Source organism: Pseudogemmobacter lacusdianii (genome assembly GCF_030848395.1).
Taxonomy (GTDB): Bacteria; Pseudomonadota; Alphaproteobacteria; order Rhodobacterales; family Rhodobacteraceae; genus Pseudogemmobacter; species Pseudogemmobacter lacusdianii.
Genome location: NZ_JAVDBT010000015.1, coordinates 52,024 through 76,173 on the forward strand (window position 1 = coordinate 52,024; position 24,150 = coordinate 76,173).

Consider the following 24,150-nt stretch of genomic DNA (forward strand, 5'->3'; position numbering starts at 1 on the left):
CCCTGCGCACCTTAAAGCACGGGCAAGCTATGACCTACCATCCGAAATCTGACTTTATGCGCGTGATGTTCGAGCGCGGCTTCGTGGCCGATTGCACGGATTATCAAGCGTTGGACGAAGCTTTGGTGAAAGGGGTCGTGCCCGCCTATATCGGCTATGACGCCACGGCGGCGTCTTTGCACGTCGGTCACCTGATGAACATCATGGTGCTGCGCTGGCTGCAAAAGACCGGCCATAAGCCGATCACCTTGATGGGCGGCGGCACCACCAAAGTGGGCGATCCGTCGTTCCGCAGCGAAGAGCGTCCTTTGCTGACGCCGGAGAAGATTGACGAGAATATCGCGGGCTTGGGCAAGGTCTTTGCGCGGTATTTGAGCTATGGCGACGGGCCGACCGATGCCATCATGCTCAACAATGCCGAATGGCTGGATAACCTGAACTACCTTGAGTTCTTGCGCGATATTGGTCGGCACTTCTCGGTCAACCGGATGCTGTCGTTTGAATCTGTGAAGTCGCGGCTGGATCGTGAGCAATCGCTGAGCTTCCTTGAGTTCAACTACATGATCCTGCAAGCCTATGATTTCCTTGAGATCAATCGCCGCTATGGTTGCTTGCTTCAAATGGGTGGCTCGGACCAATGGGGCAATATCGTCAACGGCGTCGACCTGACGCGCCGGGTGATCGATAAAGAGATCTACGGGCTGACCACGCCGCTTTTGACCACTTCGGACGGCAAAAAGATGGGCAAATCTGCCAATGGCGCGGTTTGGCTGAACGGCGATATGCTAAGCCCTTATGAGTTCTGGCAGTTCTGGCGCAACACCACCGATGCGGATGTGGGCAAGTTCCTGAAGATCTTCACCGAGCTGCCGGTGGAGGAATGCGACCGTCTGGGCGCACTGCAAGGCTCGGAAATCAACGAAGCCAAGGTGCTCTTGGCCAATCTTGCAACCGCGCTTTTGCATGGGGAAGAGGCGGCAAAAGCGGCCGAAGCCACCGCGCGCGAAGTCTTTGAGAAAGGCGGGATTGGCGGCGAATTGCCGACCGTGACCGTCTCGGCTGAAGAGTTGGCCGAAGGGCTGGGCATCGTGCAGTTGATGGTGAAGGCAGGGCTTGCAGGCTCGGGCAAGGATGCCAAACGGCTGATCGGCGAAGGCGGTTTGCGGGTCAATGATGAGTTGATGAGTGATTCCTCGCGCCGCTATGGTGCGGGCGATCTGGCCGAGCCTTTGAAGCTGACCGCAGGCAAAAAGCGCCATGCATTGGTGGTCTTGGGCTAAATCAAGCGCCGCCGCGAGGGGAACCTTTTCCCCTCGCGGCGGGTTTTCATCGCGTAACTCGTTGGAGATTGTGCGATGTCGAGCCCGGAAGATCTGAAGAATAAGTTTTGGAAAACGCTGAAGTCGGACCGCACGGTGATGCTGGGCGTGACCGAGATCGATGACGGCCAAGGCCGCCCGATGACCGCTTTGGTCGAAGAAAATGCCGATGGCGAGTTGGACGGGCCGATCTGGTTCTTTTCAAGCACCGACAACCATCTGGTGCAGGCCGGTGGCGGCACGGCGGTGGTGTCTTTTGCCGCGAAAAACCACAGCCTTTTTGCAGCGATCCGCGGCGATATCGTGGTCGACACCAACCGCGCCGTGGTCGAGCGGCTGTGGAACCCCTTTGTCGCGGCTTGGTATCCGGGCGGAAAGGATGACCCCAAGCTTGCCATGCTGCGGCTGGAGCCGGAAACGGCGGAGATTTGGGAGAATGAGTATTCGTTGCTCGCCGGGATCAAGGCGCTTTTCGGCCGCGATCCGCGCGACGATTACAGCGCCAAACAAGCCGAAGTGAAGCTCGACTAAGGCTTCGCCTAAGGAAAAGGGGCCCCGCGGGGCCCCTTTTGCGTCACTCTTGCACGGTCACTTTTTGCATCACATCCGGTGTGGCCGGCGGCTCACCCCGGGTGATGGCATCGACCACATCCATGCCCGCAACCACATGACCGACAACGGTATATTGCCCGTCAAGGAAGGTGCCCGGCGCGAACATGATGAAGAACTGGCTGTTGGCCGAGTTCGGATCTTGGCTGCGCGCCATGCCCACGATGCCGCGCTGGAACGAGACATTCGAGAATTCGGCCGGCAGGTCCGACTTCGACGAGCCGCCCATGCCTGCGCGCGAGGTATCGCCCGAGGCTTTGCCGAATTCGACATCGCCGGTCTGCGCCATGAAGCCGTCGATCACGCGGTGGAAGACCACCCCGTCATAAGCGCCTTCTTTGGCCAGAGCCACGATCTGCTCGACATGCTTCGGGGCGTATTCGGGCAGAAGGTCAATGACCACCTGACCATTGGCGCCGCCGGTGACATCGATCACCAGATTGGGGCCCGCGCCATCCTCTTGCGCCAAGGCCGGCGAGGCCATCAGCGCGGTGGCGAGCAAAAGCTTACGCAACATCTGCGGCCACCCGGACGGTGATCATGCGGTCAGGATTCGCCGGCGGCTCACCCCGGGTGATTTTGTCAACGAATTCCATGCCCGAGATGACTTGGCCGTAAACGGTGTATTGGCCGTTCAGGAAGTTGTTGTCACCGAAGTTGATGAAGAACTGGCTGTTGGCCGAGTTCGGGTTTTGCGAACGTGCCGCGCCCAAAGAGCCACGCGCATGCGGGACTTTCGAGAATTCTGCCGGCAGATCGGGGTATTGCGAGCCACCCGTGCCCGCGCGGCGCGGATTGTAATTCGGGCTGTCCATATTGGCGTTTTCAACGTCGCCGGTCTGGGCCATGAAGCCATCGATCACGCGGTGGAAAGCGACGCCATCATAGGCCTTGTCGCGAGCCAGTTGCTTCATCCGCTCGACATGTTTCGGGGCGACGTCGGGCAGAAGCTGGATCACCACCTCGCCATCTTTCAGCGTCAGGATGATGGTGTTTTCGGGATCTTTGATCTCGGCCATTTGCGGGTTCTCCAGTTGTAGATTGCGCGGAAACCTAGCGATGGAGACGGCTAAGGGAAAGGGCAAAAGCCTGTGATTGGTTGACGTCAGCGGGCCGCTGCTTCAAACCTTGCGCCAATACCGAAATGGAGATGCGACAATGGCCTGGAACACGCTGGAAGATATCGCTTTGGCAGGCAAGACGGTGCTGGTGCGCGTCGATATTAACGTACCGATGGAGGGCGAGAGCGTCACCGACACCACGCGGATCGATAAGATCAAGCCGACGGTCGAGGCGATCATTGCCTGCGGTGGCAAGGTGGTGCTTTTGGCGCATTTCGACCGCCCCAAGGGGAAGGTTGTGCCGGAAATGAGCCTGTCGCGGGTGGCACCAGCCGTCGCAGCCAGCCTTGGCCGCAAGGTGATTTTCGGCGCAGATTGCATCGGCGCACCGGCGCAAGAGGCGATTGCCAAGGCTGCGCAGGGCGAGGTCGTGCTGTTGGAAAACACCCGTTTCCATGCCGGGGAAGAGAAGAACGATCCGGAATTTGCCAAGGAATTGGCCGCTTTGGGCGATGTCTATGTGAATGACGCCTTCTCGGCGGCGCACCGCGCCCATGCCTCGACCGAAGCCCTGGCGCGGCTTTTGCCCAATGCCGCTGGTCGGTTGATGGAGGCCGAGTTGAAGGCGCTGGACGCCGCCCTTGGCGCCCCTGCCCGCCCGGTGATCGCCGTGGTTGGCGGCGCCAAGGTTTCGACCAAGCTTGAGCTTCTGGGCAATCTGGTGGGCCGGGTGGACCATCTGGCGATCGGTGGCGGCATGGCCAATACTTTCCTTGTTGCCCAAGGGGTTGAGGTTGGCAAATCCTTGGCCGAGCGCGATATGGCCGACACCGCCCGCGCCATCTTGGACAAGGCGAAAGCCTCCGGTTGCCAGATCCATCTGCCGGTCGATGTGGTGGTGGCACGCGAGCTCAAAGCCGGTGCTGCGGCCGAGACGGTGGTCGCCAGCGCCTGCCCGGCGGATGCGATGATTCTCGACGCGGGTCCCGAGACGGTGGCGCGTCTAAAAGCGATCATGGGCCAATGTGCCACTTTGCTTTGGAACGGCCCCTTGGGCGCCTTTGAAATCCCGCCCTTTGACCTTGCCACCAATGCCGCCGCAGCCGAAGCCGCGCGGCAGACGCGCGAGGGCAAGCTGATCTCGGTCGCGGGCGGCGGTGATACGGTTGCGGCGCTGAATGGCGCGGGTGCGGCGGAAGATTTCACCTTTATCTCCACCGCGGGCGGCGCTTTTCTTGAGTGGATGGAGGGCAAAGAGCTGCCCGGCGTAAAAGCCTTGCAGAGTTGAGCAAATCTCGCGCATCCTGTTAGCGCAAGCGTGATTGCGAGACTGCATATTCGGGTCTATGCGAAGGCAAATCAGTCCAATTAAGACAAGGTGCGCCATGGCCAATGCCGAGATGACCAAACAGATCGCCGAAGGACAGGGCTTCATTGCGGCCCTGGACCAATCCGGTGGCTCGACCCCTAAGGCATTGAAACAATACGGCATCGAAGAAGGTGCCTGGTCGGATGAGAGCGGCATGTTCGATCTCATCCACGCGATGCGCGCGCGGATCATCAAATCCCCGGCCTTTGCTGGTGAGCGGGTCGTGGGCGCGATCCTTTTTGAGCAAACCATGGACCGCGAGATCGACGGCATTCCGACCGCGACCTATCTTTGGGACAAGCGCCATGTGGTGCCTTTCCTCAAGATTGACAAAGGCTTGGACGCCGAAGTGAATGGATGCCAGCTGATGAAGCCGATGCCCGAGCTGGACGCTTTGCTGGCCCGCGCGGCCAAGGCTGGCATCTATGGCACCAAGGAACGCTCGGTGATCTCAGCGGCGAATGAGGCTGGCATTCAGGCCGTGGTGGACCAGCAATTCGCCATTGGCGCGCAGGTCACCGCACATGGGTTGATGCCGATCTTGGAGCCAGAAGTCACCATCTCGATCGCCGATAAGGCCGAGGCTGAGGCGATCCTGCGCACGGCTTTGCTGAAGGGTCTCGACGCTTTGCCCGAGGGCCAAAAGGTGATGCTGAAGCTGTCGCTGCCGACCGTTGACAACTTCTACGCGCCTTTGGTTGACCACCCTAAGTGCTTGAAAGTTGTGGCTTTGTCGGGCGGCCATTCGCGTGAGGCGGCCAATGCGATCTTGGCGCGCAACCGCGGGATCATCGCCAGCTTCAGCCGCGCTTTGAGCGAAGGGCTCTCGGCGCAACAGTCGGACGCCGAATTCGATGGCATGCTGGAAGGCGCAATTGCGTCGATCCACGCCGCCTCGGTCGCGGGTTAAGCCCGTGCGGCGCGGGTTTGCCTTCGCCGCCTTCCTGGCCCTTGCAGGGGTTTCTGCAGGGGCCGAAAGCCCGTTCCCGGACTATCCGCCAAAGGTTGGCGATATGGTCGGAAGCTTGGGCGGCGCGCCGGTTGCTTGGGAAACCTATGACTTCTCGGTGGGCGCCTATGACAGCTCGGCTTGGGCGGATCTGGACCCTGACAGCAAAAGGGTCAAAGCGCGCCTGATGGGCTATCTTGTTGGAAAGCCTGATGAAAGACCCGGCCGCATCTTCGCGATTGGTGAGACCGGCAAGGCCTTGCGCAAAGGCAAAGCGCGCAAGGTTGAGGTGAAGATCTTGCAAGGCGAAGACCTTGACGGGCCAAGGCTCAGCTCGGAGGGACAAAGGGCCGAGATGCGGATTGACCATGTCGGCCCGCAGATCCCCGACAGCTACAATCGCAAGGTCACCGGACGCATCAAGGCCAAGCTTTGCCCGATCGATTGGCCGGGCCAAAAATGCCAAAACATCGAGCTGACATTTGACACTTTGATGCAGGTCGAAAGCACCCTGCCCATCGTGGCGGATTGACGCCAAAGCCCAAGAATTTCAGGGTTCCTGCACATTTACGGGATTCCCTTAATGAGATTTCTATGCCAATCTCGCGCCATGCCTCCGATCAAGAGAGGCAATCGAGGCACGATCAATGACCCATAAAACCGCGCGTCACACCTTTGGCGGCCTGATCTTTTTCTTCATGGCCTTCGCCTTGGGCACCTATTTCACCTTTGCCGCTGTGCAGGGCGATTATGGCGTGTTTCGCCGGGTCGAAATCTCGGCAGAGGCGGATAATCTGCGGGCTGAACGGGACCGTTTGCAGGCCGATTTGGCCGAGGTGCAGAACCTGACGCGGCGGTTGTCGGATGAATATCTCGACTTGGATCTGCTGGACCAACAGGCCCGCGAAGTGCTGGGCTATATGCGCACCGATGAGATCGTCATCCGCTAAGGGTGAGATGCTAAGACGCTGATTTCAGCCAGAAATCGACGTATGGATCACGTCTGTTTGACGTATGGTTTAGGTATGGCTTTGCGCATGACGTTGGCGCTTGGGCAATCTTATCGAATTGTCAGCGCCCCAGCCGCCTGAAGGCTGTGCTTTGTGGCAAGGTCTCAAGAGTTCCGCCCCGCCTCTTGCGGTATATGCTGGCCGTCGATGCCGCAGTCACAACCTGCCTTTGTCCCTCTGGCGCAGAACACGAGCCCGTGACAGCTTGGAACGACATGAAGACTCGGACGTTTCCCTTGCAAGTCCGACGCTGAACCATGCGCGGACGGATGAAATATTATAAGGTTAGAAAATGACGCTTAAGGCCCTCGCCAATGTTTTGGCTTTCACGCTTGTAGCGGGCGCTGCCCATGCACAAACCGCTGAAAACACTCCTGCCCCCGTGGATACCAGCATCTTCCCTGCGGCGAAAAAGGGTATGGTTCAGCATATTTTGACCGTTCCGGCCGAAGAACATGAAGAAAACTTCATCACGGAAATCGTGGTGGGTCGCATGATGGAGGTCGATTGCAACAAGGTCGTGATCGGCGCTGATCTGGAGCGTGAGGATTTGGAGGGCTGGGGTTACAACTATTTCGAGGTGGAAGATATTTCTGAACCTGCCTCAACCATGATGGGATGCCCCGACAACACCCGGACCGAGAAATTCGTGAGCTTCAACTTCGGCAATGACGCGTTCCAGCGCTACAACAGCCGCATGCCGCTGGTGATCTATGCGCCCGAAGGTGTGACCGTTGGCTACCGCATCTGGTCTACGGATGGCGAGCTGCATCAAAATGCACCCGCCGCGAACTAAGCGACTGTTCTAACAAACAAAGGTCGGGCTTTTTGCCCGGCCTTTGCATTTAAATTTGGGCTGACGCGCCGCAGATGAGTGGCGGTATTCTCCGCAAAGCGACGCATCGCTGGGCAAACACTGTGTTTGGTGACTGCGTCTGAGTGCCGTAACGGGGCGCGGCTTGCCGGACCGAGCGGTCATTTCCGCGTAACAAGAAATGGATATCGTTCAGGAAACTTACCTCAGAAAAAAGCTGCGCTGCTCCATGCCTTCTATTCTCTCCGTCTCCCGTTCTCGGCTTCATGATTTCTCCAAGGCAAATGAGGATCATTTGGTCCTTGTTGAAAACTATGGGGTGGAGGGAGACGCTCATGCTGGAGAAACGGTCAAACATCGCTCGCGGGTTGCTGTTGATCCGAGCCAACCCAACCTTCGGCAGGTCCATCTCCTGCATCATGAGCTGCTTGCATCCTTGGCGGATAAGGGCTTCGATTTGAAAGCTGGGGATTTAGGCGAAAATATCCTTACCAGTGGCATCGATCTGCTTGGCCTGCCGACAGATACCGTTCTGGCCATCGGAGCAGATGTGAAGCTGAGGGTGACCGGCCTTCGGAACCCTTGCGCCCAGATTGAAAGCTTCCGCACGGGATTGCTGCAAGAGGTTGTCACGCGGGGGGCCGATGGAAATCTTGTGCGCAAAGCGGGGATTATGTCGGTGGTTGTTGCAGGTGGCATCGTTAAGCCCGGCGATGAAATCAGGGCCATTCTGCCTGACCTTCCTCATCTGCCGTTAGAACGGGTGTAGGCGCGGCAGGCAGCTGAGCGCCCCTGCGGGCTGCAACTTCGGCATCAGACCGGGTGCTGGTCTTGAAGCGGGGCTAGAGATTAATTTGCCTTTGCCGCCAAGCCGGGCTTCAGCGCCTTATGGCCCCCGGTCAACGCAGAGCTGAGCGCCGATCGAGCGCGTTGCCCTAAGCGCTTCCGGCGCGGCATCGCAGCAATTTGGGCGATCGGCAGAAAGGCTCTGCTTCTGCCCCCTGCCCGCGAAAAATCTTGCCAGACTCTAAGTTTCTCCGTATTGTCAGATATAGTTTAACGTTAAACAATCTGCCAACCTCCGGGGAGGAGTAGCCCTATGGCGAAGAAGCCTGATGCGAGACCCAATGTCTCGAAGGACGATCTTCTGAAGTATTATCGTGAAATGCTGCTGATCCGCCGCTTCGAAGAGAAGGCCGGGCAGCTTTACGGCATGGGGCTGATCGGCGGGTTCTGCCACCTCTACATCGGCCAAGAAGCGGTTGTTGTGGGCTTGGAAGCGGCCGCGAAGGAAGGCGATAAGCGCATCACCTCGTATCGCGACCACGGCCATATGCTGGCTTGCGGCATGGATGCCAAGGGCGTGATGGCCGAGCTGACGGGCCGCATTGGGGGCTACTCCAAGGGCAAGGGCGGCTCGATGCATATGTTCTCGAAAGAGAAGCATTTCTACGGCGGCCACGGCATTGTGGGCGCGCAGGTGCCGCTGGGTGCGGGTCTGGCCTTTGCGGATAAATATCTGGGCAATGACAATGTGACCTTTACCTATTTCGGCGATGGCGCGGCCAACCAAGGTCAGGTCTATGAGACCTATAACATGGCCGAGCTGTGGTCGCTGCCGGTGGTTTTTGTCATTGAAAACAACCAATACGCCATGGGCACTTCGATGAAGCGGGCGACCAAATCGGAATCGCTTTACGGCCGCGGCGTGGCTTATGGCATTCCGGGCGAGCAGGTTGACGGCATGGATGTGCTGGCGGTGAAAGCGGCTGGCGAGAAGGCCGTGGCGCACTGCCGCGCGGGCAAAGGCCCCTATATTCTTGAGATGATGACCTATCGCTACCGCGGTCACTCGATGTCGGATCCGGCGAAATATCGCACCCGTGAAGAGGTGGAAAAGATTAAGACCGAGAAGGATTGCATCGAGCATGTCCGCGATCTTCTGACCCAAGGCGGCTTGGCCTCGGAGGAAGAGCTGAAAGCGATTGATAAGGATATCAAAGCCTTGGTGAACGAGGCTGCGGAATTCTCGAAAGAAAGCCCGGAGCCGCCGCTGGACGAGCTCTGGACAGATATTTACGCCTGAGGGGGGAAAGACCATGGCAGTCGACATTCTAATGCCCGCGCTTTCTCCGACGATGGAGGAAGGCACGCTGGCCAAATGGCTGGTGAAAGAGGGCGATGCGGTCAAATCGGGCCAGATCATCGCCGAGATCGAGACCGATAAGGCGACGATGGAATTTGAGGCGGTGGATGAGGGCATCCTCGGCAAGATCCTGATCGCGGAAGGCACGGCAGGCGTGAAGGTGAACACGCCGATCGCGGTGCTGGTGGAAGAGGGCGAGTCTGTTTCGGACGCGCCTGCGGCCAAGGCTGAGGCCAAGATCGAAGCGCCAGCGCCCTCGCCCGAGGCAGCGCCTTCGGTGCCGGCATCGGTCGCCAAGGCCGATGCCCCTGCCCCTGAGGCAGCGGCGGGCTGGCCGCATAGCGATGTGCCGGAAGGTGTGGCCACCAAGACCATGACCGTGCGCGAAGCCTTGCGTGAGGCGATGGCCGAAGAGATGCGCGCGGACCCCAATGTCTTCCTGATGGGGGAAGAAGTTGGGGAATATCAAGGCGCTTACAAGATCAGCCAAGGGCTTTTGGATGAGTTCGGCGCCAAGCGCGTGGTCGATACCCCGATCACCGAAATTGGTTTTGCGGGCATCGCGACCGGCGCGTCTTGGGCCGGGCTGAAGCCGATTGTCGAGTTTATGACCTTCAACTTCGCCATGCAGGCGATGGACCATATCATCAACTCGGCGGCGAAGACGCTTTATATGTCGGGCGGTCAGATGGGCTCGCCCATGGTGTTCCGGGGCCCGAATGGTGCTGCGGCGCGCGTGGGGGCCCAGCACAGCCAAGACTTCGCGGCTTGGTATGCGGCGATCCCGGGTCTGCGGGTCTGCATGCCCTATTCGGCAGCGGATGCGAAGGGTCTGTTGAAATCGGCGATCCGCGATCCGAACCCGGTGATTTTCTTGGAAAATGAGATCCTTTACGGGCGGTCCTTTGAGGTTCCGGCCGAGGGTGATTTCACCATTCCCTTCGGCAAAGCCTCGATCATGCGGGCGGGTTCGGATGTGACGATGGTCTCCTTCGGAATCGGTGTCGCGCATGCTTTGGCTGCGGCGGAAGAGCTGGCGAAAGAGGGGATTGAGGCCGAGGTGATCAACCTGCGCACCCTGCGCCCGATTGATTACGACACGGTTTTGGCCTCGGTGATGAAGACCAATCGTTGCGTGACGGTGGAAGAAGGCTTCCCCGTTGGCTCGATCGGCGATCACCTCGCCTCGACCATCATGCAGCGCGCCTTCGACCATCTCGACGCGCCGGTGATCACCTGCACCGGCAAGGATGTGCCGATGCCTTACGCAGCCAATCTTGAGAAACTGGCGCTCATCACCCCGGCGGAAATCGTCGCGGCGGTGAAGTCGGTTTGCTACCGCTAAGGGAGGGGAGAGACATGGCGATTGAAATCTTGATGCCCGCGCTGTCCCCGACGATGGAGGAAGGCACGCTGGCGAAATGGCTGGTGAAAGAAGGCGATACGGTCAAATCGGGTCAGGTTATGGCCGAGATCGAGACCGATAAGGCGACGATGGAGTTTGAGGCGGTGGATGAGGGCGTGATCGGCGCTTTGCTGATCGCCGAAGGCACGGCCGGGGTGAAGGTTAACACCCCGATCGCGACTTTGCTGGAAGAGGGCGAAGAAGCGGGTGCGGCCCCTGCCCCCAAGGCCGAGGCGAAAGCGGCCCCGGCTGCGGCGGCGCCCGCTCCTGCGGCGCCAGCCCCGGCTGTGGTTGCGGCCACGGGTGCGGCGGTGGCCTCGGGCAGCCGGGTCTTCGCCTCGCCTTTGGCGCGGCGGATTGCCAAGGAGAAGGGTCTCGATCTTGCCTCGGTGAAGGGCTCGGGCCCGCATGGCCGCATCGTGCGGGCGGATGTCGAGGGCGCGCAGCCGGGGGCCGTGGCCCCTGCGGCGGCAGCGGCTCCGGCACCTGCGGCAGCTCCGGCAGCGGCGGCGAAACCGACGGCGGTTGCTGCGGGCATGTCGGCGGAAACCGTGCTGAAGATGTATCAAGACCGCGACTTCGAGGAAGTGGCATTGGACGGCATGCGCCGCACCATCGCCGCGCGCCTGACCGAGGCCAAGCAGACCATCCCGCATTTCTATCTGCGGCGTGAGGTGCGACTGGATGCGCTGATGGAATTCCGCGCGCAGCTGAACAAAGGGCTGGAAAGCCGCGGCGTGAAGCTGAGCGTCAATGATTTCATCATCAAAGCCTGTGCGGTGGCGCTGCAAGCCGTGCCCGATGCCAATGCGGTTTGGGCGGGCGACCGGATCTTGAAGCTGAAGCCCTCGGATGTGGCGGTGGCTGTTGCGGTCGAAGGCGGGCTCTTCACGCCGGTGTTGAAAGACGCCGATAAGAAGACGCTGTCGGTGCTTTCGGCTGAGATGAAGGATCTGGCGGCGCGGGCGAAGACGAAAAAGCTGGCCCCGCATGAATATCAAGGCGGCAGCTTTGCGATTTCCAACCTTGGGATGATGGGGATCGAGAATTTCGATGCCGTGATCAACCCGCCGCATGGCGCGATTTTGGCCGTGGGTGCGGGGATCAAGAAGCCTGTGGTGCAGGCGGATGGGTCTTTGGGCGTGGCGACCGTGATGTCGATGACGCTCTCGGTCGATCACCGGGTGATCGATGGCGCTTTGGGGGCCGAGTTCCTGAAAGTGGTTGTCGAGAGCTTGGAGAATCCGATCTCGATGCTGGCTTGAGGGCTTGTGACCGGCAGCGGGGGCCAGCCCCCGCACCCCCGGGATATTGAGAGACAGAAAATGAAGGGGAGGCTTTGGCCTTCCCTTTTTACTTTGTGTTCAGGGCTTTGAGGAGGTGGAGGGCGCGGCGGGCGATGGTGGCGGCCGCGCCGATCGTGATGATCCAAAGGGTCATCTGCAGCACCCAATGCGGCGCATAGAGGGCGGAGATCACGGTGCCGAGGGTGAGCGCGGCCATGCGCTGGGGTTTGGCCATCGGGCCGGAGAAATCGGGGGGGAAGCCCTCGGCCCGGCCAAGCTCGCGCAGGTAAGCGGTGGCGATGGCGAGGGCGGCGGCGGTGAGGCCAAGCGCGGGGGTGTGGGCGGCAAGGCCTGCGCCTGCAAGGAAGAGGAGATCGGCGGCGCGGTCCGGGGCCTCGTTCCAGAAGGGGCCGGTGGGGCTGGATTTGCCGCCCTCAATCGCCACCATCCCGTCGAGAAGGTTGCAGATGAGGCGTGCTTGGATTGTGACACCGGCGAGGATCAGGGCAGCGCTTTGGGTGAGGCCTTGACTGCAAGAGGCCGCCCAGAAGGCAAGAAAGCCAAGCAGCGCAAAGCCCACGGATGCGGCGGAGATTTGGTTGGGGGTGATGCGGCTCGCCACCAGTTTGCGGCTCAGGGCCTGCGCCCAAGCGGCGTTGCGCGAGGCCAGCGGGCGGCGGTTTGGCGCCGCCATCAGACCGCATATCCGTAATTGGTGAGATGGAAAAAGATCGGGGCGGCGAAAATCACCGAATCGAGGCGGTCAATAAAGCCGCCGTGGCCCGCGATCTGATGGCCCCAATCTTTCACGCCCTTATCGCGCTTGATCGCCGACATCACGAGGCCCCCGAAGAAGCCCATCGCGGTCAGGATGAGGCAAAGGCCCGCCGCCTCGGTCAGGCTAAAGGGGGTCATCCACCAGAGCGAGGCGCCGATCAGGCTGGCCGAAAGCGCGCCGCCGATCAGCCCTTCCCAGGTCTTGGAAGGCGAGAGATTGGGCGCAAGTTTGTGGCGGCCGATCAGCTTGCCCCAGACATATTGCAAGACGTCAGAGAGTTGGACAACGAAGATCATCCAAGCGATCAGCATCACGTTGCGGCCCTCAAACCCGGGAATGTCGAGGGTCAGAAGGGCCGGCACATGGCTGATGCAGAAGATGCAGATCATCAGCGCCCATTGGGTTTCCGCCACGCGGACAAGGAAATGCTTGGTGGTGCCGTGAAGGGCCGAGACCACCGGCAGCAGAAGGAAGGCATAGACCGGGATGAAGACCGCATACATGCCAGTCCAATTGGTCCAGATCAGCCAATATTGCACCGGCAAGATCACGAAGAAGCTGGCCGCGAGCGACCAATGGTCAGCCGCATGTTTGGCGGTAAGGCTGAGAAACTCACGCAAGGCCGCGAAAGAGAGCAGCGCGAAGAGCAAGATCACCCCGGCGCGTCCGGCCAAAAAGGCGATGGAAAGGAGCGCCACCATGCCCCACCAAGCCGTGATGCGGGCGTTTAGGTTTTGCAGCACCGGGTTGGTGCCCCTTGGGTCAAGTCTCAGTTGCAAGGCCTGACCGACCACGGTGGCCAGCACCAAGACACCGGCAACCCCCATCAGGAGCAAGATCAGATGCGGGGCTTCCGTCATGGCTGGGGTCCTGAAAGGGCCAAGAGGCTGGCTTCAGCGCGAGCCAAGAAGGCCTCTTTGCTCTCACCCTGGGCCAGATGCAGCGGCGCGCCGAAGGTCAGCGTGCAGATCAGCGGCACCGGGACGACCTTCCCCTTGGGCATCACATGGTTGAGGTTTGAAATCCAGACCGGCACCAGATCAACTTGCGGGCGCTGCGAGGCCAGATGGAAGAGGCCTGATTTGAAAGGCAAAAGCGGGGTGTCTCCCGAGTTGCGCTGGCCTTCGGGGAACAGGATCAAGGAGGCGCCTTCGTCCAAGGCCGCCGCCATCTGCGCCACAGGATCTTCGACCCGCCCCTCTGGGCGACGGTCGATCAAGACGGCGTTGATCACCTTGCGCGCGATAAAGGCGCGTAGGGGCGAGGTCAGCCAATAGTCCAACGCTGCCACGGGTCTGGTGCGGGCCCGCACCCGGGCCGGCAGCACCGTCCAGATCAGCACGAAATCGGCGTTGGAGCTGTGATTGGCAAAATAGACCCTTTGGGTCAGATCGGGCTCAATCCCCTGCCACAAAGCCCGAGGGGCTGTGACGAAGCGGGCGAATAGGGTGATCGCCTTACCAGTTGCAAGGGCCGCGGCGGACTGGAGCGCTGCCTTCAACCGCTCCATCTCAGTCGAGCTTCAGGATTTGGTCCATCGTCAACGCCGGCTGGGCGCAGCCCGCCTTGCCAACCACGCGCGCTGGCACCCCGGCGACGGTGGTGTTGCGTGGCACCTCTTCAAGGACCACCGAACCTGCCGCGATACGCGAGCATTGGCCGACTTGAATGTTGCCCAGAACCTTCGCCCCTGCCCCGATGAGCACGCCATCAGCGATCTTTGGGTGACGGTCACCGTCTTCTTTGCCAGTGCCGCCCAGCGTCACCGAATGCAGCATCGAGACATTGTCGCCAACCACCGCCGTCTCGCCGATAACAATGGAATGCGCGTGGTCGATCATCAGTCCACGGCCCAATTTCGCCGCCGGATGGATATCGACGCCGAAGACCTCAGAGATCCGCATCTGTACGAAATAGGACATCTCCTTGCGGCCCATCCGCCACAGCCAATGGCCAATGCGGTAAGCTTGAACCGCTTGGTATCCTTTGAAGAATAGGATTGGCTGGATGAATTTATGGCAAGCCGGATCACGCTCATAGACCGCCATCAGATCGGCACGAGCAGCGCCTCCCAAGTCGGGGTCGGCGGCATAGGCCTCATCGGCAAGGTCGCGCAGAACCTGTTCGCTCATCTCGGGCGATGACAGCTTCATCGCAAAGCGATGCGCCAAGGCGCGCTCAAGCGTCGAGTGATGCAAAAGCGCCGAATGCACCATTGCCCCGACCAGCGGCTCAAGACGGATGGCCTCTTCGGCCTCGTCACACAGACGGCGCCATAGCGGATCGATGGTTGTCACCTTTTTGCGTGCATCGGCCATGGTCTTGCGTCCTGTTACTGCTGGCCCGACCAAAGGCCGGAACAGCAGATATCCGTCAGGATGCGACCTGTTTCAAGACCGGCTGTGCAGCAATCGGCATGTAAGGGGGATCAAATATGCTGCGCGCACTGCTTTCTCGGCGCAGCAATTGGGCCTGTGACGCGCGCGTTGCGCTTAAACTGCAATATGTAGTTTGCGGAATGGACCGGGGCCAAAGCGGCTCGAAAGCTGTGCCACCGCCAAATCAAAGGCGCCCGAGACCCCATCAGCGATCTGCGCCGCCGCGGAATAGGCGAAAAGCGGGGCCGCAGCTTGGTATTCGGCCAAGAGCGTTTCGCCGTCGAGCACGCGGATCACATAGGCTTCGCTTTCTTCCCCCAAAGGCACCTCGGCTTGCTGCCAATTGTCGCCATCTATCCGGGTACGACGCCGCCAGCTGAGCTGAAGATTGCTGCCCACCGTGCCGGTGCAGCGCAGATGACAAGGCGCATAGGGCCGCAAACCGATGCCCTCAAAGGCCTCGTCGCGCGCCACCACCGCCGGGTCATCATAACCGCGCAGCGCGGCCCCGATGCGGTAATGCCGCAAAAGCCCCCTTGCGGCGCTTTCCAGCCCAACCTGACGCAAGGAAGTGTCGATAAGTACAACCGTGCTGCCGATCGGCCAGGTTTCGGGCATCAGGCCATCGGTGCCAAGTTGGCCGCGCAGGCGCTGCGATAGCTCGTAGGTGTTTGGTGCGACCAACTCAGCTTTGGCAAATTGGAAAAGCTCCCATCGGTCGTTGCTGCCATCGCCAATGGCGATCAAATTTGCCCCATTCAGCACCGCCAAGGGTTGGGCCGAGCTGAGATGTCCACCGACCATCTCAACCCGCAACGGCGCGCCACGGTCCCAGATGCCGGGCCGGGCAAGTGCCATAGGACTTTGGGTGACGCCAACAGTGGCTGGCGCCGGGATAATTTGGTTCAGCACGAACCCTGCCGCAGGATTGTCCGAGGACCACAGCACCATCACCCCCGGCCAAGGCTCTGCTGTCACTGCCAGATGTGGCGCATGCGGCTGCTCGGTCCCGGTGATCAGGGGTAAATCCAAAAATACCGGATGGCTTGGCACCGGGCCGACGAATGGCCTTGGTGCGATCACCTCTTCCTCGATCGCCCCCGCGCGATAGCTGCCTTCCTCAACCCTCACCGCCTCGATCTGCGTGAGCGCGCCGATTTCAACCCGGTCCACCCGCCAGCGCCCGCCTTGAAGCGCCACCACATCGCCTGCCCCCACATCGAAGCGCGAAAGCGGCAAGGCAAAGCTGATCCCATCGCGCGAGATGCGATCCTCGGCCAGCCAGCGGTAGGTCAGGCCGCGCGCCTCGGCCGCCGTTAAGCCCAGCGCAAGCTCGGTTGCAGCCACAGCATGCAGGCTTTCATCGGGAAAGCGCGCCTCAGCGGAGCGTATCTCAAACTCGCCTTGCACATCGACATAGCTCAGCCGCAAGCTGCCACTCGCTGTGCCCGATCCTTGCCGGGTGATCTGCGGATACCCGTTAGTCTCATCGCTCACGGCCAACTGATCGGGCGCAAGCACATGATCCCCCCGGCCATCGCGCAGAAAGAACCGCAACAGCCCAGCGCGCTCGACCACATCGGCGCTATAGCCCAAAAGCAAGGGCTGCAGGCTCGCCCGTCCCGACTGCACCTCACCTATGGCATAGCCGCGCACCACGCCGTGGAGTTGTGACAAATCCAGCGCCTCCAGCCCGCTCTGGCCACAGATCTCGCGCACCACCGCCTCTAGCGGCTGACCCGAGGCACGCCCGTTCAACCAATGGCCGCGGGAATAGGCCGCAGCATCCGCCCAAAGGTCGGAGCGGGCTGGAAAAGCCGGGAAAGGTCGCGCATCCCAAGCCCAAGCATGGGCATGAGCCATATCCACCATTGCGCCACCATAGACCGGTGAGACCGGGTTATGACTGGCATCGGCAAAATGCAAAGCCATCGCCCGCAGATATTGCATCTGCACCAGATCATCCCGCCGTCCGGTCGAGGCCCGAGGCATCGCGGATTCCGAAGAAAGGACGTCCAAGAAGCGATTGGGCTGATTGGTGCCTTTGTCGATTGCTGCACAGCCATATTCGGTGAAGCGGATCGGCTTTGACATTGCAAGCCAAGCTGTCGGCGTGCCCTGCCTGAGACCGGCGATCCTTGGGTAATGCCGGTTGGACCACCAACCTTGCAGATCCTTGGCACGAAACACCCAAGGCTCATCATAGGCCTCATCCGTGATCGGCTCGCGTCTCTGGAAAGCCTCAGCTTCCGCAGAGTCGTAATACCAATCATGATACTCGCCCGCTGCGATATTGGCCCGCAAATAGTCGAGGTTGTAGCCACTGCCCCAATGCGCATCAGCATGCCCCTCCTCATCGCGCCAATCGGCCAGAGGCAGGTAATTGTCGATGCCGATGAAATCGATATGCGGACTGGCCCAAAGGGGATCCAAGGGGAAGTAAATGTCGCCGCTGGCCTGATAGGCGGCATATTCCGACCAATCCGCCGCATAGCTGACCTTGCAGCTTGGCCCAAGGATCGCCTTCACTTCCGCGGCCAGCGTCATCAGCTGCACCACCGCGGGAAAGCTGTCCCCCGCCCCGCGCAGTTGCGTCAGCCCCCGCATCTCCGAACCGATGCAAAACGCATCCACGCCGCCCGCCGCCGCACAAAGATGCGCGTAGTGCAGAATGAAGCGCCGCATGCTCCATTCCTCAGGACCATGATAGAACACGCGCCCGCCCGAGGTGGTGAAATCCCCCGGTGCCGCAGTGCCAAAGAAGGCCGCCACCTCCGCCGTCGCGGTCAAGGTCCGATCCGGCGTGCCCGCCCGTCCGGGCGCCACCGAGCCTGTAATCCGCCCGCGCCACGGCAGCACCGGCTGATCGGGCGCATCGCTATAGGGATCCGGGCGACCATTCCCGGCAAGCTGCTCCATCAAAAGGAAGGGATAGAACATCACCTCCATCCCCTCGGCGCGGATCGCTTTGATTGCCTCTATCACCGATGCATCGGCAGGCGTGCCGCCATAGACCGAGCGTCCCTCGACCTTGGGCACAATCGCCGCTTCCGTCCGCGTGATGCCCCCCGCGCGCCAAGGCATCCCCACGCCGTCGGTATCGGCCTGTTCGACCTTGGGCTGAACCGTGCAATCCCCACAGCGCAGATCATCACCAAACCAACTCACGATCAACGAGACCGAGCCGCAATTGGGCAACTCGCCCACCAGATGCTGCAAGGAGGTGGCAAAATCCGTACGCCCAGACGCAGTATGCACATTGGTCGAGACATTGCGCCCGAGCCCGTGGTTCATATGCACCGGCGTCGTCGCATAGGCGTATTCCCCCGTACCTGGGATCATCGCCACCGCCCGCACCGCCTCTTGCAGGCCCGAAGCCTGACCCGAGGCCGCCCGTATCACCTCAAAGCTGAACTGCGGCACCCGGCTGCCATAGGGCGAAAGGTCCAGATCCTCGATCACCACATAGGCCGTGCCGCGATAGGCCGGTGCCATCGCCGCCCCTTCGACCGCCACGATCTTCGGGTCCGCCGTCTGCGCCTCATCCCCCCGATAGAGCCGCAGGTTCAGGCTGTCGGGCGCGATCTCGGTGCCATCCGCCCAGATCCGGCCCAGCGCGAGGATTTCTCCCTCGCAAAGCGCAATCGCAAGGCTGATCGAATAGCTATAGTCCCAGACCCGCGGTTGCGGCATGCCCTTCCCGCCACCGCGCCGCGTCGCATGTTCTTCAAACTGCGTCGACCAGATCACCTGACCCGCCAGCCGCATCCGACCCCAAACCTGCCCGATCGCCGCCCCTTCCGAGGCGCCCGTCAAACGCAGCCGGTCAATCCGCCCCACCTCCACCGCATCCGAACCACCGCCCAAGATCCGCTGGTCAATGCTGCGCCCAATGGTGGCGCCAATCGCCCGCCCGATCACCGCGCCAGAAAGGCCCAGCACCGTGCCGCCAAAGCCCGCGCCAATGGCCGCACCGGCCGCCGAGAGAAGAAGGGTGGCCATGTCAACGCGCTCCTATGGGAAAGGCGAAACGCGCCGCAATGCGGCGACGCCAGGGCTCCGTCAGCGGGTTCTCAATCACCCCGTGGCCGCTATAGGCATGGATGAACTGGGGTTGCGGCCCGGTTTCTGTCTGCAAGCCCAGATGCTTGGCAATGCGTCCTTGGCGCATGCGAAAAAGGATCACATCCCCCCGCTGCGCATCGCCCAAAGTCTTTTGCTGCAACAGCCGCTGCCCGGCCCAAAGGAGAACCTCCTCGCCGCCCGGCTCGGCCCAATCTTGCGTATAGGCGGGCACGCTTTCGGGCTCCAAGCCGTAAAGCCCACGCCAAATCCCACGCAAAAGGCCCAGACAATCAGCTCCAGCGCCTCGGCAACTTGCTTGATGCACATAGGGCGTCCCCAGCCAAAGCCGCGCCTCTTGCACCGCGCGCTCGGGCAAAGTCAGCGGCAGAGCCTTACACCGCTTCATGCCAAGCCCCCAGCGCGAAAGCCCACCGCTCCCCCGGTGTTTTGTCCGGGTCTCGGAGAGGCCGTCAGCCAATCCTCACCGGGGATATGCGGAAAGCCGCGAAAATTCGCCAGATTGGCAAACTTCGCCCTGCAGGTTGCAAGCCGTTTGTCGCAGCCCGCCGTGAAGCGCAGCAGATCCCCCGCTTGAACGCCGCCGCGCAGCCCGTGCCAAAGCTCAATCTCCCGCCCCGAGCCAAGGGCCTGATCGAGCTTCACGAGGCCAATCAAGCCCAGCGCAGAGCCACTGAGAACCTCTACCCGCCCATAGTCGAACCAGCGATCCGCAAATCCTGAGAATGCCGCAAAACGAAAGAGCCGCCGCTCTTCGTCAAACCCCTCAACCGGCCTCTCAACGAAATATCCCGGCTGGGTCGTGTCAAACTTACAACGCGCATCCCCCAGCACAGCCGAGCAATCACGGCTGTAGGCCCGACCCACCGGTTGGTTCAAAGCCTCCGTCAGCCCACGCAACTCGGCCCGAAATGACAAACCACTGCGCGAAACCTCTCCCACATTGCCGCGAAACAACTCCGCGCGCTGGGCGGTCTCGGCCCAATTGACCAGAAAGATCCGCACTTCGGCCGCATCATAGCGCCCCGCCGCAAGATCCGCCTCCGACAAAACCTCATCGGAAAGAGCAATCTCTGACAAAGCGCCCAAGGCTTCGGAATTATCGACCGCCAGCCCGGTGCCTTGCTGCAAAGTCCGCGCTGTCAGACCCGAGCTGGCCTTGTAGACCACGCCCTCAATGAGCAAGTCCTGGTCGTGATCGGTAAAGCCCAACAGCCCGCCATCACGGCGCAGAACCGTCCAGGCGCGGCAAGTCGTGGTGGCCCCCGATGCCAAGTGTTCCAGCAATGTTCCCATCACAGCCGCACCTCCACCACCGGTACCCGCGGCACATCCCCCGCTTGGAATGACGCGACCGAGGTCTGGATGTGATCGGTCTCAAACCGCACCGGAACGTCGAACTCGAACCCCGCCGAGACCTCGGTGCCCAGCGCCGGGGCGGTATCGAACGTGATCACCCCGCGTTCGACATCGACCTCGAACTCCAGGCCCTCGACCTTCGGGTCCTGCGCCACGGCCACGAGAACCGTACCCCGCACCGGCTTCACCACTGGCCGCACATAGCTCTGCTCACCCGAAATATAGTGCTTCACCAAAGCAAAGCTGAGCTGCAAGCCATCCCCGGTGCCGATCACCTGATCCAAAGCCGATGGCGCGCGCGAAGCAGGACAGGATTTATAGTCCGACCAATCCTTCCAGCGAAACCCGTGCAACTGGCCCCGGCGCGCCTCAAAGAACGCGATCAAAGCCTCGACATCATCCAAGGAGCGCAGCCCCAGCCCCGCATCATAGCGCCGCCGCGAATGCGCCCAGGGAGCGTTGCGCTCCTCATAGCCGTTTTGCAGCGTCACCACCTCCGTGCGCCGCTCCGGCCCACCGATTGAGCCGAAGCTGAGATTGGCCGGAAATCTGATCTCGTGAAACGCCATTGAATGCCCTCACCTGTTGCGCTGGCCACGCGCCAAAGCGCGGCCCATCTGGGCGGCGATCTGGCTCTGACTGCGCTGGAACCCCTGCACATCCGGGGTCGAGATGTTCATCACCACCTGCACCGGCCGCCCGCCGCCGCCCGATTGCACGCCCAAACGGCCATCCGCCCCGCGTGCCAAAGGCAAGATCGCCTCCGGCCCCGCCTCGCCCATCAACCCGCGCCCGCCGCGCATTGGAAACATCGTCGGAGCGCTGACGATGCCGCCTCGGGCAAAGGGCATCACCTTGCCCGAGGTAAAAGCGCCGCCTTGGGCAAAGGGCATAAACGCACCCATCGCCCCGGCAATCCCTTGCGCCAAAACCCCGCCCAAAGCATGGCTCACCGGCCGCATCGCGATGTTGTAAACCGTTTCGCTGATAGCCTTGCCCACACCGCGCAACGCCTCCGAGAGCTTCATTCCATCGAAGACCAGCCCATCAAAAGCCTTGCGCAGCCCCTGGCTTAGCCCCCGCGACAAAGTGCCAATCTCGCGCCCGGTGAAAACCATGCTGCTTTGCATCCGCGCGAGCTCGCCCTCAAAGGCCGCCACCATCGCGGCCGAGCCGCCCATGCGCTCGTCCAAGACCTGCAAAGCCTCGGCCAGATCCTCAACCCGCTCCATCCGTGCCCCCATTATTTTGACGATCAGCCCCCGGACGATCCGGGAAGGCGGCAGCCAATTCTGCCAGCCGCGCCCGCGTGAAGGCCGGAGCTGCCGCTTCCGCCCCCAGCATGATCCGCAACTCGACCGGGGTGAGCCGCCAGAAGACCGCAGGCTCCAAGCCCAACTCGCGCAGGCCCGCCCGCATCAGCCCCGGCCAGTCGATGCCGCTCATCGCTCGCCCGGCAAGGCGAAGGCACGCGCCAAAAGCGTTGCCGCCACCCGCGCCGCCTCGACCAGGCCGCCGCCGATCTCAACTTGCAAAAGGTCCGAAGCTTGCCCCTGCCAACCGCCGCCGCGCAGGCCCGCCACGATCAAAGCCAAAACATCGCGGCTGGAAAAGCGCCCGGTCTCGAACCGCTCCACCAGTTGCAAAAGCCCGCCCTCAGGCAGGCCTGCTTCCATCTCGGCCAATGCCCCCAAAGTCAGCTTCGCCAGATGGCGCTGCCCATCCAACACAAGCGCCACTTCGCCCGCGAAAGGATTGGCCATCATAGCGCCGTGAAGCTCAAAGCCCCCGCCGAGGCCAGCGTCAGCTCATAGCTCGCCTCGCCATTATGGCTGCCAGCATATTCCAGGTTTGAGATCTGAAACGCCCCCACCACGGTGCCGAAATCCGGGATAACCACCTGAAACTCGGGGATTTCGCCATCAAAGAAGATCTGCCGCGCCCGCTCATCGGTGTTGGCATCGCGAAACACGCCCGAGCCCGAGATGCTGGCAGATTTCACCCCAGCCCCCGCCAGCAGCTCCCGCCAACCGCCTTGGCTTTCCAGCGAGGTCACATCCACCGTCTCAGCATTAAAGCTGATCCGCGTGGCCCGTAGACCGGCGATGGTCTCAAATTGCCCATCCCCCGTCTGGTCAATCTTGATCAGCAAGTCCTTACCTGCCTGAACCGCCATAGCCTATCTCCTTGATATACCTGTCTTCAGACCTGCCATCGGCCCAGCGCCTAAAGGGCGATGCGGGCGCGAAAGCTCAGATCGATCCGCCGCGCAGTGCCTTCATCCAGCCGCTGCGCCACCGCTTTCAGGAATGCCACGCTGACCAGATCGCCGCGGGTCAGGGTCAGATCGGCCCCGGCCAAACGGTCCGAGATCGCCGCCGCGATGGTCTTTGCGGCCAGAAACCCAGCCGCATCCGAGATCACGCTGATCACCAGCCGATGCTCGCCGCCCGCCCCCGTCGCGTCCGAGGCATCGCGCACCTCCTCGGGGCCCAAAAGCACGAAGGTGCCCGCAGGCCCTGCCGGCACCGCATCATAGACCGCGACCCCCGCCAAAGCCGGATCCAAGGTCAGATGCTCGTAAATCGCCGCCTGCAAAGCCGCTGCTGCGCCATAGCTCATTGCGGGGCCTCCTCACGGCAAAAGCAGGTCAGATAAAGCCCCGCCGGATCGCGCTCACTCACCGCGAGCACCGCGAAGACCCGAGAACTTTCGAGGAACCTTTGCCCCGGCTGGGGCCGCGCCTCAGCCCCAACTTCGGCCGCGCGCACCGTGATCCGATAGGGCGTTGAGGTCAGAACCAGTTCCTCCCCCGCCACATCGCGCCCCGAGCCCGGCCGCACCTCGGCCCAAAGCGTGCCGAGGCTCTCCCAACTCGTGGTAAAGCCACCGGCGCCATCCGGGCTTTGGACAGCCCTTTGCAACTCCAGCGCCCGGTTGAGATGTGGCACCTTCATCGCCGCCCCCCGCCGCCCAAGACCCGCACCTGCCGCCAGGGTTCAATCAACGCATTGACCGCGCTGGGCAGGCCCGAGGCCGCGCCCGCATCATGGCGATGCTCATAAAACTCCGCCGCCAAAAGCAGCACCGCTTGCTGCAAATCCGCCGGAACGCCCTCCCAATCCGCCGCGAAACCCGCCACGAAGGAAATGAGAACACGGCCCTCGCTCGGCACCAGTGGCAGCCCGCCCCCGCGCCCCGCCAGACGCGGCCGATGCCGGTCCGCAATCAGCCGATAGCCAGTCTCAGCCACCGTCCATTCGGCCCCGCCTGCATCGACCATGCTGAGGCTCAGGATTTCCGCCACCGGCGCCAGCGGCATCGCCACCCCATCCGGGTCGCGCCACTCGGCCAGCTCCCAAAGAAACGCCCGCTGGATCAAGGCCTTGGCGACCCTCGCTTCAATCGCCGCAATGGCCGCCCGCAGATGGCTTTCCAGCAAGACCTCCTGCCCCTCGGGCAAGGCAAAGCCCGTACCCAGCCGCAGATGCGCAATCAGCCCCCCCACCGGCAAAGCAGCCCCCGGCACCGCCGTCACTTCGGTCAACATCATCTTCAACCTCCGATGCCGCATAAGGCTTTCC

At 61.6% G+C, this 24,150-nt stretch carries 28 protein-coding genes; 11 read left to right on the top strand and 17 right to left on the bottom strand.

The features are described 5' to 3' along the window. Positions 1–29 precede the first annotated feature (29 nt). Entirely contained in the window at positions 30–1,280 is a 1,251-nt protein-coding gene (gene tyrS / locus Q9295_RS14945) for a tyrosine--tRNA ligase (RefSeq protein WP_306681381.1), read from the top strand. A gap of 75 nt (positions 1,281–1,355) precedes the next feature. After that, positions 1,356–1,850 (top strand): pyridoxamine 5'-phosphate oxidase family protein, encoded by a 495-nt coding sequence (locus Q9295_RS14950; RefSeq protein ID WP_306681382.1) that lies wholly within the window; start codon positions 1,356–1,358, stop codon positions 1,848–1,850. Between the two features lie 43 nt (positions 1,851–1,893). Here the strand turns inward: Q9295_RS14950 and Q9295_RS14955 are convergent, their stop codons facing one another. After that, on the bottom strand, positions 1,894–2,445 hold the full coding sequence (locus tag Q9295_RS14955) for a peptidylprolyl isomerase (protein ID WP_306681383.1): 552 nt from the start codon (positions 2,443–2,445) through the stop codon (positions 1,894–1,896). Next, complete coding sequence (locus Q9295_RS14960) at positions 2,435–2,947, bottom strand: peptidylprolyl isomerase (RefSeq protein WP_306681384.1); 513 nt, start codon at positions 2,945–2,947, stop codon at positions 2,435–2,437. The genes Q9295_RS14955 and Q9295_RS14960 overlap by 11 nt, the downstream gene beginning before the upstream one ends. A 139-nt stretch (positions 2,948–3,086) precedes the next feature. On the opposite strand from Q9295_RS14960, the gene Q9295_RS14965 reads away from it, so the two are divergent. From Q9295_RS14965 to Q9295_RS15005, 9 genes are all read left to right on the top strand, one after another. Continuing rightward, complete coding sequence (locus Q9295_RS14965; RefSeq protein ID WP_306681385.1) at positions 3,087–4,277, top strand: phosphoglycerate kinase; 1,191 nt, start codon at positions 3,087–3,089, stop codon at positions 4,275–4,277. Between the two features lie 97 nt (positions 4,278–4,374). After that, positions 4,375–5,268: a fructose bisphosphate aldolase gene (locus Q9295_RS14970; RefSeq protein WP_306681386.1), complete on the top strand. Its 894-nt coding sequence runs from the start codon at positions 4,375–4,377 to the stop codon at positions 5,266–5,268. 103 nt (positions 5,269–5,371) lie between these two features. Then, on the top strand, positions 5,372–5,839 hold the full coding sequence (locus Q9295_RS14975; RefSeq protein WP_306681387.1) for a hypothetical protein: 468 nt from the start codon (positions 5,372–5,374) through the stop codon (positions 5,837–5,839). Positions 5,840–5,954: 115 nt separating this feature from the next. Next, positions 5,955–6,257 (top strand): FtsB family cell division protein, encoded by a 303-nt coding sequence (locus Q9295_RS14980; protein ID WP_306681388.1) that lies wholly within the window; start codon positions 5,955–5,957, stop codon positions 6,255–6,257. Between the two features lie 352 nt (positions 6,258–6,609). Then, positions 6,610–7,113: a serine protease inhibitor ecotin gene (gene eco, locus Q9295_RS14985; protein WP_306681389.1), complete on the top strand. Its 504-nt coding sequence runs from the start codon at positions 6,610–6,612 to the stop codon at positions 7,111–7,113. A gap of 199 nt (positions 7,114–7,312) precedes the next feature. Continuing rightward, positions 7,313–7,900, top strand: coding sequence for an MOSC domain-containing protein (locus tag Q9295_RS14990; protein ID WP_306681390.1), 588 nt, complete (start codon positions 7,313–7,315; stop codon positions 7,898–7,900). 330 nt (positions 7,901–8,230) lie between these two features. Next, positions 8,231–9,217 carry a pyruvate dehydrogenase (acetyl-transferring) E1 component subunit alpha gene (gene pdhA / locus Q9295_RS14995; protein WP_306681391.1) on the top strand — a complete coding sequence of 329 codons (987 nt, stop codon included), beginning with the start codon at positions 8,231–8,233 and terminating at the stop codon, positions 9,215–9,217. A gap of 13 nt (positions 9,218–9,230) precedes the next feature. Further along, a complete protein-coding gene (locus tag Q9295_RS15000) occupies positions 9,231–10,622 on the top strand; it encodes a pyruvate dehydrogenase complex E1 component subunit beta (protein ID WP_306681392.1) in 1,392 nt (463 codons plus the stop codon). 14 nt (positions 10,623–10,636) lie between these two features. After that, a complete protein-coding gene (locus Q9295_RS15005) occupies positions 10,637–11,947 on the top strand; it encodes a pyruvate dehydrogenase complex dihydrolipoamide acetyltransferase (RefSeq protein ID WP_306681393.1) in 1,311 nt (436 codons plus the stop codon). An 88-nt stretch (positions 11,948–12,035) separates the two neighbouring features. Here the strand turns inward: Q9295_RS15005 and Q9295_RS15010 are convergent, their stop codons facing one another. The 15 genes from Q9295_RS15010 to Q9295_RS15080 all read right to left on the bottom strand — a co-directional run bounded on the left by Q9295_RS15010 (position 12,036) and on the right by Q9295_RS15080 (position 24,119). Beyond that, positions 12,036–12,662: a CDP-alcohol phosphatidyltransferase family protein gene (locus Q9295_RS15010; protein WP_306681394.1), complete on the bottom strand. Its 627-nt coding sequence runs from the start codon at positions 12,660–12,662 to the stop codon at positions 12,036–12,038. Next, positions 12,662–13,606, bottom strand: a complete 945-nt coding sequence (locus Q9295_RS15015; protein ID WP_306681395.1) for a phosphatidate cytidylyltransferase — start codon at positions 13,604–13,606, stop codon at positions 12,662–12,664. Before Q9295_RS15015 ends, Q9295_RS15010 begins: the two co-directional genes overlap by 1 nt. Beyond that, the gene (locus Q9295_RS15020; protein WP_306681396.1) at positions 13,603–14,256 is read right to left on the bottom strand and encodes a lysophospholipid acyltransferase family protein; all 654 of its coding nucleotides are present in this window, start codon (positions 14,254–14,256) and stop codon (positions 13,603–13,605) included. Before Q9295_RS15020 ends, Q9295_RS15015 begins: the two co-directional genes overlap by 4 nt. A gap of 1 nt (position 14,257) precedes the next feature. Next, the gene (gene cysE / locus Q9295_RS15025) at positions 14,258–15,064 is read right to left on the bottom strand and encodes a serine O-acetyltransferase (RefSeq protein WP_306681397.1); all 807 of its coding nucleotides are present in this window, start codon (positions 15,062–15,064) and stop codon (positions 14,258–14,260) included. Positions 15,065–15,238: 174 nt separating this feature from the next. Further along, positions 15,239–19,126, bottom strand: coding sequence for a baseplate multidomain protein megatron (locus tag Q9295_RS15030; protein ID WP_306681398.1), 3,888 nt, complete (start codon positions 19,124–19,126; stop codon positions 15,239–15,241). A gap of 1 nt (position 19,127) precedes the next feature. After that, positions 19,128–19,595, bottom strand: coding sequence for an NlpC/P60 family protein (locus Q9295_RS15035; RefSeq protein ID WP_306681399.1), 468 nt, complete (start codon positions 19,593–19,595; stop codon positions 19,128–19,130). Further along, on the bottom strand, positions 19,592–20,503 hold the full coding sequence (locus Q9295_RS15040) for a phage/gene transfer agent baseplate hub protein (RefSeq protein ID WP_306681400.1): 912 nt from the start codon (positions 20,501–20,503) through the stop codon (positions 19,592–19,594). Before Q9295_RS15040 ends, Q9295_RS15035 begins: the two co-directional genes overlap by 4 nt. Further along, positions 20,503–21,135 carry a DUF2460 domain-containing protein gene (locus Q9295_RS15045; protein ID WP_306681401.1) on the bottom strand — a complete coding sequence of 211 codons (633 nt, stop codon included), beginning with the start codon at positions 21,133–21,135 and terminating at the stop codon, positions 20,503–20,505. The genes Q9295_RS15040 and Q9295_RS15045 overlap by 1 nt, the downstream gene beginning before the upstream one ends. Positions 21,136–21,144: 9 nt before the next feature. Further along, on the bottom strand, positions 21,145–21,798 hold the full coding sequence (locus tag Q9295_RS15050; RefSeq protein ID WP_306681402.1) for an RcGTA-type gene transfer agent tail tape measure protein: 654 nt from the start codon (positions 21,796–21,798) through the stop codon (positions 21,145–21,147). Beyond that, on the bottom strand, positions 21,785–22,012 hold the full coding sequence (locus Q9295_RS15055; RefSeq protein ID WP_306681403.1) for a rcc01693 family protein: 228 nt from the start codon (positions 22,010–22,012) through the stop codon (positions 21,785–21,787). The genes Q9295_RS15050 and Q9295_RS15055 overlap by 14 nt, the downstream gene beginning before the upstream one ends. Continuing rightward, entirely contained in the window at positions 22,009–22,329 is a 321-nt protein-coding gene (locus tag Q9295_RS15060; protein WP_306681404.1) for a gene transfer agent family protein, read from the bottom strand. The genes Q9295_RS15055 and Q9295_RS15060 overlap by 4 nt, the downstream gene beginning before the upstream one ends. Then, complete coding sequence (locus Q9295_RS15065; protein ID WP_306681405.1) at positions 22,329–22,742, bottom strand: phage major tail protein, TP901-1 family; 414 nt, start codon at positions 22,740–22,742, stop codon at positions 22,329–22,331. The genes Q9295_RS15060 and Q9295_RS15065 overlap by 1 nt, the downstream gene beginning before the upstream one ends. Before the next feature lie 50 nt (positions 22,743–22,792). After that, on the bottom strand, positions 22,793–23,188 hold the full coding sequence (locus tag Q9295_RS15070) for a DUF3168 domain-containing protein (RefSeq protein ID WP_306681406.1): 396 nt from the start codon (positions 23,186–23,188) through the stop codon (positions 22,793–22,795). Then, positions 23,185–23,523 (bottom strand): head-tail adaptor protein, encoded by a 339-nt coding sequence (locus tag Q9295_RS15075; protein ID WP_306681407.1) that lies wholly within the window; start codon positions 23,521–23,523, stop codon positions 23,185–23,187. Before Q9295_RS15075 ends, Q9295_RS15070 begins: the two co-directional genes overlap by 4 nt. Then, positions 23,520–24,119, bottom strand: coding sequence for a head-tail connector protein (locus Q9295_RS15080; protein WP_306681408.1), 600 nt, complete (start codon positions 24,117–24,119; stop codon positions 23,520–23,522). Before Q9295_RS15080 ends, Q9295_RS15075 begins: the two co-directional genes overlap by 4 nt. Positions 24,120–24,150: the final 31 nt, after the last annotated feature.